The following is a 12,366-nucleotide window of genomic DNA, read 5'->3' on the forward strand; positions in this document are numbered from 1 at the left end:
CCTTTAATGCTTGGTGTTTATGAAAATGATCTTCTTGTAAAAAGCATAACAAGCGATGAAAAAGCGAGTGAATTTATACCTAAAATTTTACAAGAATTACTTCAAGATTTCACCTTTGATGAGCTTATTTATGCTAACGGTCCAGGCTCTTTTATGGGGATTAAAATTTCTTATGTGAGTTTGAGTACCCTAAGTATAGTTAAAAATATCCCTTTGTTTGCAATTAGCGCATTTGAGTTGAATAATAATCAGCCCATCAGTGCTCATAGAGAAATGTGTTTTGTCAAAAAAGGGGATGAAATTGTTTTAGAAAAGGCTGTTTCAGGAGAGTTTATCCTACCTTCAAATTTAAGCAAGCTTAATAAAAAAGATGATAATCTACCTTTTTATTTTTTACCTGCAATTTAAATAATTTTACTAGGAATCAATATTGAAAATTTTAGTACCTGCAACGAGTGCAAATTTAGGACCAGGATTTGATTGTCTTGGTTTAAGCATAGGGCTTTTTAATAGCACTATCATTGAAAAATCCAATTTTTTTAGCATCAGCATTTATGGAGAAGGCAGTGAAAATTTAAGCCTTAAAAAAAATAATATTTTTGTGAGTATTTTTAATGAAGTTTATGAAAGATTGAGTGGAAAAAAAGAAAAATTTCGCTTTATTTTTGAAAATAAAATTCCCTTATCTAGAGGTCTTGGAAGCTCTTCTGCTGTCATTGTTGGAGCTATTGGAGCGGCTTTTGAAATGGCTGGATTTAGGGTTGAAAAACAAAAAATCTTAAATGAGGCATTAAAATATGAAAATCATCCTGATAACATAGCTCCGGCGGTTTTGGGAGGATTTGTAACTTCTGTGGTTGAAAATGAAAATGTTTTTAGTATAAAAAAATCCATAGATGAAAATTTAAGTGCTGTTGTAGTTATTCCAAATGTATTTATAAGCACAGAGCAAAGTCGTACGGCTTTACCATCAAGTTTTAATCTTAAAGAGTGCGTATTTAACTTAGCTCATTCTTCTTTTCTTACAGCTTGTTTTTTGGAAAAAAAATACGATTTATTAACTATAGCTAGTAAAGATTTAATTCATCAAAATCATAGAATGAAAAATTTACCCGAACTTTTTGAGGTGCAAAAATTTGCTTTAGAAAACAAAGCTTTAATGAGTACTCTTTCAGGATCAGGTTCTAGTTTTTTTAATCTTGCTTATAAAGAGGATGCAAATTATTTAAAACAGCAACTTGAGAAAAAATTTAGAAATTTTAAAATTTTGGTTTTAGAATTTGATAATAAAGGTTTTGAAATTTGCTAAAAAATGAAAAAAAAAGATATAATTCTAAAAATGCAGACAAACATAAACCGGTTAGAATGTGCGTGGTTTGCAAAAATCGTTTTTTTCAAAAAGAATTGCATAGATTAAAGGTTTTTAAGGCGGAGTTATACCAAAATTTAGCTTTTGGTCGTAGTATTTATTTGTGCAATCATTGTCTTTTAATGGAGGATGAAAAATTTCAGGCCACATTCTCAAAAATATGTAAAAAATTAAATATAAAAATCACTCAGCAGAATATAAAGGAGATCGTTTTAAATGGCAAAAATTAGAATTCATGAAATCGCAAAAGAATTAGGATACGATAGCAAAGAAATCATCGAAAAGGCCAACGAATTAGGACTCAATATCAAAACCGCATCAAATGCCGTAGAACCTGATGTTGCTGCGGGAATTTATGAATACATACAAACTAAAGTTATCCCCGAAGCTTTTAAGAAAAATATCAAGCAAACTCCGGCAAAAAAAACAAAAACCAAAGCAAAAGAAGACAAGGTTCAAACTGCAAAAACTACTACTGTAGCAAAACAAGAAAAGGTAGAAAAAGTAGAAACGATTAAGCCAAAAGAAGAAGTCAAAGAAGAGCCTAAAGAAAAAGTTCAAGAGAGTTTAGCGAGTGCTACTTTGGCAAAAAGAAGAGGGCTTGTGATTGTTAAAAAGAAAAAAACCGAAGAAGAACTTGCAAAAAAAGAAGAACCAAAAAGTGCTGCTGAAACTCCTTCAAATCAAGAAAGAATTAATTTAAAAACGATGTTTTCAAATACTGATCTCGATGATTCTGCAAAAAAGAAGAAAAAAGATAAAAAACCTAATATCGCAGTCAAAAAAGAAAATACTCAAAAAATGGATCTTTTAGGAAATCAAGATTTTGCCGAAATTTCTTTAGATGATGAGGATGAGGTTGTTTTGCCTGATTTTAGCGTTAAGGAAGAAGAAAAGCCGAACAATATGGTTAAAAAACAGCCTAATTTTTTACGCCAAGCTGTGGGTAATTCTGTTAATTTTGCTGAAGGTGGAATTCAAAGAAGAAGTCGTAAAAAACCGCCTAAAAAAGTGGAAAAAAAAGAAAATGAAGCCATTACAAGCGTTGAAATTCCTAAAGAAATTAGAGTGTATGAATTTGCCGATAAAATAGGCAAAAGCACAAGCGAAGTGATCTCAAAGCTTTTTATGCTTGGTATGATGACAACTAAAAATGATTTTTTAGATGAAGATGCTATTGAGATTTTGGGCTCTGAATTTGGCATAGAAATTACTATTACTAATGAAGCGGATGAATTTGATTATGTAAAAGATTATGAAACTCAAGATGATGAAAAAGATTTAATCACTAGAGCACCTGTTATTACGATAATGGGACACGTTGATCATGGTAAAACTTCATTGCTAGATTTTATCAGAAAATCTCGTGTTGCAAGTGGTGAAGCAGGGGGAATTACCCAGCATGTGGGTGCTTATATGGTGGAAAAAAATGATCGAAAGATCACCTTTATCGATACTCCAGGTCATGAGGCTTTTACGGCTATGCGTGCAAGGGGTGCAAGTATCACTGATATTGTTATTATCGTTGTAGCTGCTGATGATGGGGTTAAACCTCAAACAAAAGAAGCGATTAATCATGCAAAAGCTGCTAATGTGCCTATCATCATAGCGATCAATAAGATGGATAAAGAGGGCGCAAATCCTGATATGGTAAAAACACAACTTGCTGAACTTGAGATCATGCCAGTAGAGTGGGGTGGAAGTTATGAATTTGTAGGTGTATCTGCTAAAACGGGGATGGGGATAGAAGATTTACTTGAAATCGTGCTTTTACAGGCTGATATTTTAGAGTTAAAAGCAAATCCTAAAAATTACGCAAAGGCAAGTATTATAGAATCTTCCATACAAAAAGGTCGTGGTGCAGTTGCTACTGTGATCGTGCAAAATGGAACTTTAAAAGTAGGTGATACGGTTGTAGCGGGTGTTTCTTATGGAAAAATAAAAGCTATGAGTGATGATCAAGGTAAAGCACTTAAAGAGATCAAGCCAGGTGAATGTGGAGTGATAGTTGGTTTAAGTGAAGTGGCACAATCGGGTGAAATTTTAATTGCTGTTAAAACCGATAAAGAAGCAAGAGGGTATGCAGCTAAACGTTATGAATACAATCGTCAAAAAGAGCTTAGCAAATCCACAAAAGTCAGCATTGATGAATTTGGAGCTAAAATCAAAGAAGGCAATATCAAAGCTTTACCAGTTATATTAAAAGCAGATGTTCAAGGAACGCTAGAAGCTTTAAAAGCGAGTTTGGAAAAATTAAGAAACGATGAAATTAAAGTCGATATCATCCATAGCGGGGTAGGTGGAATCACACAAAGCGATATTGAACTTGCTAGTGCGAGTGAAAATTCTATCGTGCTTGGTTTTAATATACGTCCAACAGGGGAAATCAAAGAACGTGCTAAAGATAAAGGTGTTGAAATAAAAACCTACAATGTTATTTATAATCTTTTAGACGATGTTAAAGCCTTGCTTGGTGGTATGATGAGCCCTATAATTTCTGAAGAGCAATTGGGTCAAGCTGAAATCAGACAAGTGATTAATGTGCCAAAATTGGGTCAAATTGCGGGCTGTATGGTTACAGAAGGCGTGATCAATAGAGGGGCTAAAATTCGTCTCATACGAGAAGGCGTTGTGGTTTTTGAAGGAAGCGTGAGTTCTTTAAAACGTTTTAAAGATGATGTTAAAGAGGTTGCAAAAGGCTATGAGTGTGGCGTTGGCATACAAGGATGTGATGATATGAGAGTGGGTGATTATATAGAAAGTTATAAAGAAGTTGAAGAAAAAGTAAGTCTATGAATCCAGCCGAGATTAAAAAATTACGCACAGAAAGCATTTTAAAAGAGCTTATCCCTGAAGCTTTGGCAAATTTAGATGATGAGAATTTAAAAAATCTTTGTGTTGTGGATGTAGAATGCAAAAAAGGCAGATATGATGCTTTTGTGTATCTTGATAAAATGTTTTTCAATGCCCATGAGCAAGAAAAAATTCTTAACGCTTTAAAAAAGGCATCAAGGGCTTTGCAAAACTATTGTATGAGTGAGCAAGGTTGGTATCGCTGTCCGAATTTTCATTTTAAATTTGATGATAGACTCGAGTATCAAAATCACATGGATGCGCTTTTTGAAAAGATAAAAAAGGAAAAAAATGAATCTTGAGGCTTTATGCAAAGAAGCAAATTTAGAACTTTATGATAGTGAATTAGTCAGTGAAAATGGAAAAAAAATTTACCGAATTTATGTGATGAATCCTTTAAATGAAAAAGGTGAAAGAGTGGGGATAAATTTGGATGATTGTGCTAGGCTTAGTGAGATTTTATCACCTATTTTTGATGTGGAACCACCTGTAAGTGGAGAGTATTTTTTAGAGGTTTCAAGCTGTGGGCTTGAAAGAAAGCTTAGTAAAATAGAGCATTTTGAAAAAAGCATCCATGAGCTTGTAAAAATCACAACCAATGAAAAAGAAAAGATCGAGGCAAAAATTCTTAGCGTTGAAAATGAAAATATAAATTTACAAACCTTAGATAATGAAAAAATCACTCTTAAATTTAATGATATAAAAAAAGCTAGAACTTTCGTACAGTGGTAAATAAATTATTTATTAAATATTAATAAATAATTTATTATAATGTTTATTAATTTTTAAAATAGCTAAAGAGGAAATTGAATGTGGAATTTAGATAAAAAAGAATCTCAAGAATTGGCGGATAATTTTTTACAATTTCAAGAAGTATGGACTTTGGATAGAGTCCAAGAAATGACTTTAAAAGAATATACCAGTGTATTAAAAGAGAATCCAAATAGAGATGATTTTACTTTTTGGATAGAAAATAAACTTGGCAATATAGGAAGCATTTGGGGTGGCTCAAGTTTTAAATTTGGTATATATAGAAGAAACGATGAGGGTGAAAAAAAATCTTCTAAAGGTAGATTGTATAATCAAAATTATGCTTGGTTATCTAAATATGGAAATAACCAAGATGAAGCTTTTGAAAATGTAAAAAAAATAATTGTAAAAATAATACAAGCAAGTAAAAATAATGATTTAGAGGCGATAGAAAAGATAAATTTTGGGGATGCTGTAAAATGGAAAATAGCTTTTCATTATCAAGATATAAAAAATATTAAAATAGTTAATATTTTTTCAAAAGATGTTTTAAACGTAATATCCAAAAATAAATTTAAACAGAAATTGAAAACATGTGAAATTTATAGAAAATTAATAGAAGATGAAAATTTATCATTAATAGATATGATAAATAAAATAGCCAATCCTTTATGGTTTGAATATGGTGAAAATAGTGAAAATTATATTAGAGAAATAAAAGAACTATTTTTTAATTTTTTAAAAAGTGAATTGCACGATGAAGTTATAAAAGAATATATTGATGCAATAGATAATATATCTAAGAAATTTTTAGATAAGAGTTTGTATAGTTGTAGTGATAACAATGAATTTTATAGAAATAAACACAAATTAGACAAAGATAAAAATTTTTTATCAGAAAATCTTAAAAATGGTAATATGTATTTTAATGCATTGAAATATTATGAGAAATTTTTTAAAGTTCATTTTGGAAAAGATATACAAGATGAAAATATATCTTTAAATCAAATTCTTTATGGGCCTCCAGGGACAGGAAAGACTTATCATACTATAGATAAAGCTTTAGAAATTTTGGGTGAAAATTTAGAAAATAGAATAGACAAAAAAGCAAAATTTGATGAGTATGTAAAAAATGGACAAATAGTTTTTACTACCTTTCATCAAAGTTACGGATATGAAGAATTTGTAGAGGGTATAAAACCTGTTATAAACGAAGATAATGGAAATTCTAAAGAGTTGGAATATGAAATAAGAGATGGAATTTTTAAAGAACTTTGCAAAAAGGCTTTAGAAAATGAAGATAATATAAAAGACTTTAATGTTTATATAAATAAATTAAAAGAAAAAGCAAAAGAAGAAGATGATAATCCGGAAAAATATTTTAAATTGCCAAATACAAAATATTCTATTCAGTATAGAGGTGGAAAAACATTTAGAATTAAATTTGATGATATGAGTAAAAATCATAAAGATTATCCAGTAAATATAGAAAATATAATGAAATTATATAAAACTTCCAGTGTAAATGAAATATATAATTCAGCATATGTTAAAGCTATATTAAATTATTTAAAATCGCAAGGTTTGAAAGATTATCAAGACAAACCAAAAGAAACAAATTTGCCTTACATTATCATTATTGATGAAATCAATCGCGGTAATGTAAGTAAGATTTTTGGCGAGCTTATAACTTTGATAGAACCAAGCAAAAGAATAGGCAAGGAAGAAGAGTTAAGGGTAACTTTGCCTTATAGTGGTGAAAAATTTGGGGTGCCTGAAAATGTCTATATTGTAGGCACTATGAATACAGCTGATAGAAGTATAACTTCGCTTGATACAGCCTTAAGAAGGCGTTTTGAATTTGTAGAGATGATGCCTGATCCTAAAGAATTAGAAAATTTAGAATATAAAGATGTAGATTTATCAAAACTATTAACAGCTATCAATACTCGTATAGAATGCTTGCTAGATAGGGAAAAAACTATAGGACATGCGTTTTTCATAGGTGTTAAAAATTTAGAAAATTTAAAGAGCGTTTTTCAAAATAAAATTATCCCTCTTTTGCAAGAGTATTTTTACGATGATTATGCTTTAATAAATGCTGTTTTAAACGATAATCGTATGGTTGAAAAAGCAGAAAATAAAGAAAATGATTATTTAAATAGCATTAAGAAGCTAGAAACATACAATGAGAAAACTATTTATAATATTAACCCTTTTGATAATGAAATTTGGGATAAAATAGAAACGTATCAAAAAATTTATATCGATAACAAAACCGAAGAAAATAATAAAAACAATGACTAATGTTTTTCAAGTTATTGAATATCAGGCTTTTGGCGAGAATGACTTAAAAAAAGATTTTGGAAATAGGGCAAATAAATTTTATAAAGAATTAGAAGAATTTGCTAAAAATAATGAAATTTTTTTAGGTTTTAAAAATAAAAATACGCTAAAAGCTAAAAATTATGTGGGTATGATACAAACAAAAAGCGGGATTTTGGAGATTTTACCCAAATGTACCGATTTAGAAAATTATCAAGGAGAGAAAGATGAGAATTTTAAAAAAATAAATTTTCATCAAATAAAACAAATTTATAAACTAGATATACAAAAGAACGAGCCTAAAAACGAGATCAAAATAGAAAAATTTGTAAATTTTAACTATGAAAAAAATTACAATTTTCCTTCTAAGCAACTTTTGTTAAATTTACTTACAACCTTAAAAAATTCTCCTTTTAAAAAAAGTCATATTTCATCTTTGAAAACTTCTAAAATGCCTTTATTTGAAATTTTTATTTCTATGTTTTTGGAAGAATTGGATTTGATTTTTAAAAAAGGATTAAAAAAAGATTATGTGAGCATACAAGATAACAGGGCTTTTTTAAAGGGAAAATTGCTTTTTAGTGAAAATTTAAAACACAATCTTATCCATAAAGAAAGATTTTTTACAGAAAGCGATGAGTTTATCTTGGATATTCCGCCAAATCGTTTGATAAAATCTACACTTGAGTTTTTAAAATCCAAAACAACTATGCATAAATTTAAAGTCACAAAAGCCTTGCAAATGCTTGATGATGTGCAATTATCTAAAAACTACAAAAAAGATTTTGAGTATAAAATTTCAAGACATTTTGATTATTATGAAACTTTGCTTTCTTGGTGTAGGATTTTTTTACAAAAAGAAACTTTTACCCCTTATAAAGGAAGCAACGAAGCTTTTGCTTTGCTTTTTCCTATGGAAAAACTTTTTGAAGATTATGTAACTCATATGTTTAAAATAGCCAATGATCAAATTAAGATTAAAACTCAAGATAAAACTAAATTTCTAATGAATAAAAATAACAGCGAAGATTGTTTTTTGCTTAAACCAGATCTTTATATCCAAGATCATATAATCGCAGATACTAAATGGAAAATTCTAAGTGATAGTGATGATAAAAAACAATACTCTATCGCACAAAGCGATCTTTATCAAATGTTTGCCTATGCTGCTAAATTTAAGGTAAAAGAGGTTTGGCTTATTTATCCTTTGTGCGGGAGGACTTTAGAATTAAAAGAGAAAAGCAAAAAAGATGAGTATTTTTTTAAAGCAAGTGATTTTTTAAATTTCTTAGAAGGTCGCATAAAATTAAAAATTTTGTTCGCACCCTTACCTTTTGCAAACGATTTTCACGCCTAAATTGATTAAAAAACCAAAACAAGCAACGATAATAATACAAGCTCCGCTAGAAAGATCGAAATAATAACTAAGCAAAAGCCCGCCTAAGCAAAAAATCATACTCAAAAAACTTGCTAGAATCATTATAAAACCAAGTTTTTTGCTAAAATTTTCAGCGATAAAACTAGGAATACTTAGCAGCGCTATAATAAGAATAAGTCCAACAAGGCGGATTGAAATACAAATACAAAATGCCATCAGTGCGATTAAAAGATAATGAAAAAAATTTGTATTAATTCCACGCACTTTTGCAAATTCAGCATCAAAGCTTATCGCTTCAAATTGTCTATAAAATAAAAGCATTAAAAAAATCACAACCCCATCAATTAAACCCATTAAATATAAATCCTCATTTTCAACCGCTAAAATGTTTCCAAAAAGATAAGCCATAAGATCGGTATTATAGCTAGGACTTAAATCTATAAGTATGATCCCAATTGCCATGCCAAATGCCCAAATCACAGCAATGATACTATCGCTTCTGTGCTCGTAATGTTTGACTAAAAAGGCAACGATAAAGGCTAAGATAAGGGTAAAAATGCTTGTACTAAGCAAAATAGGCAAGGAAAAATAAAAAGCGATCCCTATACCTCCAAAAGCCCCATGTGTAATCCCTCCGGCCATGGAAAAAAGCCGATTGATCATGATTAAAGTTCCTATAATTCCGCAAGCAATACTGACTAAAATTGCCGCAAAAAGAGCGTTTTGAAATACAGTGAAATGAAAAATTTCAAACATTATTTTTCCTTAGAAAAGTGCAGTGGTGTTTTTAAATTTTTATCCTTGCAATTATGATCGCACAAGCATGAATTTAAACTCATTTCTACATCGCAAAAATGGGAATGATTTTCGTATAAATGTTTTAAAAAATCGCTTTTCTTTTTTTCTTTTTGATTAGAATGTAAAAATAATTCTTTATTTAAATGTGCGATTTTATCGCTATAAACAAGAACTAAATTGATATCATGGCAAACAAGCAAAATGCCTATGCCTTTTTCATGTAAAGATTTTAAAAGCTCAAAAATTTGTATTGCTGATTTGCTATCAACGCTTGCGGTTGGTTCATCTAAAATAAGCATTTTGCATTCATCCACCAAAGCCCTTGCTATAAATACGCGTTGTCTTTGCCCTCCGCTTAATTCGTTGATTTTTTTATTCCAAAAATCTTGCATTTGGACTTTTTCTAAAGCTTTTAAGGCTTTGTTTTTATCTTCTTGTTTGTAAAAACCAAATCTTTTTTTATTGATAAGTCCCATAAGCACGACTTCAAGGACTCTAGGATTAAAATTTGGATTGGCTAAAGTATGTTGTGGAACATAGCCGATTTCACTTTTTTTAATTTGTTTAAATGTGATTGTATTGTGAGAATTTAAAAGTCCTAAAATTAGCTTTATGAGTGTGGATTTTCCAGCACCATTTGGACCTATTATGGATAAAAAATCTTGATTATCGTATATTAGATCGATGTTTTTTAAAACGCATTCTTTATTATAGGAATAATTAAGATTTTTAATAGAAAAAAATTCCATAAATTACCTATTTTAAAGCTTTAGATAGAGCATCGCTGACTTTTAAAAGTTCTTTTTCCCAATCTTTTGAAAGATGATTGATGATGTAAATTTGGGCATCACATTGATGGGCCAAGGTTTTTGCTGCATTTTCAGGAAAGCCATTTTGAACAAAAATAGTTTTAATGTGCTTATCTTTAATAAAAGTTATCAGCTGTTTTAATTCTTTTATTTTTGGTTCTTTTCCTAAATTTTCTACAGGAATTTGAATCAAATGATAGCGTTTGGCAAAATAAGCCCAAGAAGGGTGATAAACAATAAATTCTTTTTGTTTTATATTTTCAAGTTTTGAAGAAATTTGCAAATTAAGATTGTCTAATTCTGCTAAAAATTTGTTTAAATTTTCTTTGTAAAGATTTTTATTTTCAGGATATTTTTGGATCAAGGCATCATAAATATTTAAAGCCATGGTTTGCACTAAGACAGGATCTAGCCAAGTGTGAGGATCTTTTTGGTGGTGTGAATCTTGAAAATCAAGTAATTTGATATTTTTTTGCATATTGACTATTTCTAAGTTAGGAAAATTGTGATGAAATTTATCAATAAAAATTTTTTCAAATTCTAAACCTATAGTGAAATAAATTTCGCTTTGTTCGAGTTTTTTCATAACGCTTGGCTTAAATTCAAAATGATGCTCATTGGTATTAGGCGGTAAAATAATATTTATTTTTACAGTATCTCCGGCTATTTTCTCAACAAAAAAGGCTTGAGGTGGTATGCTCACACTTACAGTAGGGATATCTTTGTGATTTTTTATATCTTTAGCCCAAGTCAAATTTAAAAAGCTTAATAAAATTGCAAATAAGAAAAATATTTTTTTTACCATTGTTTAAACCCTGTTTTAAATATTTTAGAGATAGTATTTAATTAATATAAAATAAATTCTTATTTCGTTATAATACCATCTTTTGGTAAAAATTATTAAAATTGAAAAAGGGAATATTTATGGGAAATTTGAAATTTAAGGTTTCTTTTGTTGCAGGTTTAATAACTATAATTTGCTTAAGTATTTTAGGTTTTATAACTTATTTTTTCCTAAAGAACTTGATTTATGATGAAGTTATTGAAACAGAAACTAGTTATATAAAGGTTGCTAAAAACTCTCTTATATCATTTCAAGAAAAGAATTTGGAAGCTCTTGAAAATTATAGTAAAAGAATTTCAGGTTTTTCTTATGATGAATTGAGTAGTGAGCAAGCACTTAAAGAAAATGTGGGCGAGGAGCTTAAAGTTTTAAGGGATGCTGGAGGATTTTTGGCAGCCTATATTGCTCAACCTAATGGAGAATTAATTGTTTCTGATTCTGATTCTGATTCTAAAGGGTTAGATTTTGGTATTTATGGAAAGGCAGATAATTATGATGCAAGAACAAGAGAATATTATCAAGAAGCTTTAAAAACAAATGATGTTTATATAACTCCTTCTTATGTCGATATCACTTCTAAACTTCCTTGTTTTACCTACTCTAAAGCCCTATACAAAGATGGTAAATTTATTGGAGTTTTGGCAATTGATGTTTTAACTAAAGATTTACAACAAGAGTATGAGGCAAATCCTGGAAGAACTTTTGCATTTGATAAAAACAATAAAATTTTTGCAGCGACAGATAAAGAGCAACTTAAAGAAGGTTATAATATTGATCAAATTGCTGCTATATCTAAAACAAAAGCGGATTTTGAACCTTTTGAATATACAAGAAAAAGGGACAATAGCGAAAGATTTGCTATATGTGCAAAATACGAAAATTCAACCATATGTATTGGCGAACCACTTGATATTGTAACCGAGCCAATTCTTAAAATGACTTATGTGCAAATTGTTTCTTCTTTGATTATGGTGGCAATTATTTCTTTATTATTATATATTTTTATCGCCAAACTCCTCTCCCCACTCACCACCATCCAAAGTGGTCTTAATGCCTTCTTTGATTTTATCAATCATAAAACAAAGAATGTCTCTACTATTAATATAAAAACCAATGATGAGTTTGGTCAAATCTCAAAAGCCATCAATGAAAACATCCTTATGACTAAACAAGGTTTAGAACAAGATAACCAAGCTGTAAAAGAATCTGTTTCTACTGTTCAAGTAGTAGAAAAAGGAGA

Annotated in this window: 12 protein-coding genes; 9 read left to right on the forward strand and 3 right to left on the reverse strand. The window is 29.6% G+C overall.

Features of this window, described 5'->3' with window-relative positions:
- Positions 1–6: 6 nt before the first annotated feature.
- The 8 genes from CQA75_RS04785 to CQA75_RS04820 all read left to right on the forward strand — a co-directional run bounded on the left by CQA75_RS04785 (position 7) and on the right by CQA75_RS04820 (position 8,654).
- Entirely contained in the window at positions 7–408 is a 402-nt protein-coding gene (locus CQA75_RS04785) for a tRNA threonylcarbamoyladenosine biosynthesis protein TsaB (RefSeq protein ID WP_137623902.1), read from the forward strand.
- A 22-nt stretch (positions 409–430) separates the two neighbouring features.
- Positions 431–1,309, forward strand: a complete 879-nt coding sequence (gene thrB, locus CQA75_RS04790; protein ID WP_137623903.1) for a homoserine kinase — start codon at positions 431–433, stop codon at positions 1,307–1,309.
- Complete coding sequence (locus CQA75_RS04795; protein WP_137623904.1) at positions 1,303–1,599, forward strand: YlxR family protein; 297 nt, start codon at positions 1,303–1,305, stop codon at positions 1,597–1,599. Before thrB ends, CQA75_RS04795 begins: the two co-directional genes overlap by 7 nt.
- Entirely contained in the window at positions 1,586–4,165 is a 2,580-nt protein-coding gene (gene infB, locus CQA75_RS04800; RefSeq protein ID WP_137623905.1) for a translation initiation factor IF-2, read from the forward strand. The genes CQA75_RS04795 and infB overlap by 14 nt, the downstream gene beginning before the upstream one ends.
- Entirely contained in the window at positions 4,162–4,524 is a 363-nt protein-coding gene (gene rbfA, locus CQA75_RS04805; protein ID WP_137622711.1) for a 30S ribosome-binding factor RbfA, read from the forward strand. The genes infB and rbfA overlap by 4 nt, the downstream gene beginning before the upstream one ends.
- Positions 4,514–4,954 carry a ribosome maturation factor RimP gene (gene rimP / locus CQA75_RS04810; protein ID WP_137623906.1) on the forward strand — a complete coding sequence of 147 codons (441 nt, stop codon included), beginning with the start codon at positions 4,514–4,516 and terminating at the stop codon, positions 4,952–4,954. Before rbfA ends, rimP begins: the two co-directional genes overlap by 11 nt.
- Positions 4,955–5,032: 78 nt before the next feature.
- The gene (locus CQA75_RS04815) at positions 5,033–7,279 is read left to right on the forward strand and encodes an McrB family protein (protein WP_137623907.1); all 2,247 of its coding nucleotides are present in this window, start codon (positions 5,033–5,035) and stop codon (positions 7,277–7,279) included.
- Positions 7,272–8,654, forward strand: coding sequence for an McrC family protein (locus tag CQA75_RS04820; RefSeq protein WP_137623908.1), 1,383 nt, complete (start codon positions 7,272–7,274; stop codon positions 8,652–8,654). The genes CQA75_RS04815 and CQA75_RS04820 overlap by 8 nt, the downstream gene beginning before the upstream one ends.
- Here the strand turns inward: CQA75_RS04820 and CQA75_RS04825 are convergent.
- Genes CQA75_RS04825 through CQA75_RS04835 form a run of 3 tightly spaced genes read right to left on the reverse strand, consistent with a single transcriptional unit; the run spans position 8,625 to position 11,087 of the window.
- Entirely contained in the window at positions 8,625–9,431 is an 807-nt protein-coding gene (locus CQA75_RS04825; protein WP_137623909.1) for a metal ABC transporter permease, read from the reverse strand. The genes CQA75_RS04820 and CQA75_RS04825 overlap by 30 nt on opposite strands.
- The gene (locus CQA75_RS04830) at positions 9,431–10,222 is read right to left on the reverse strand and encodes a metal ABC transporter ATP-binding protein (protein WP_137623910.1); all 792 of its coding nucleotides are present in this window, start codon (positions 10,220–10,222) and stop codon (positions 9,431–9,433) included. The genes CQA75_RS04825 and CQA75_RS04830 overlap by 1 nt, the downstream gene beginning before the upstream one ends.
- 7 nt (positions 10,223–10,229) lie before the next feature.
- Positions 10,230–11,087: a metal ABC transporter solute-binding protein, Zn/Mn family gene (locus CQA75_RS04835; protein ID WP_137623911.1), complete on the reverse strand. Its 858-nt coding sequence runs from the start codon at positions 11,085–11,087 to the stop codon at positions 10,230–10,232.
- 119 nt (positions 11,088–11,206) lie between these two features.
- Here CQA75_RS04835 and CQA75_RS04840 point away from each other — a divergent pair.
- The coding region (locus CQA75_RS04840; RefSeq protein ID WP_212741795.1) for a PDC sensor domain-containing protein at positions 11,207–12,366 on the forward strand (1,160 nt) is incomplete at its 3' end.

The sequence above is a fragment of the Campylobacter taeniopygiae genome (assembly GCF_005406225.1).
In the GTDB taxonomy this organism is placed as follows: domain Bacteria; phylum Campylobacterota; class Campylobacteria; order Campylobacterales; family Campylobacteraceae; genus Campylobacter_D; species Campylobacter_D taeniopygiae.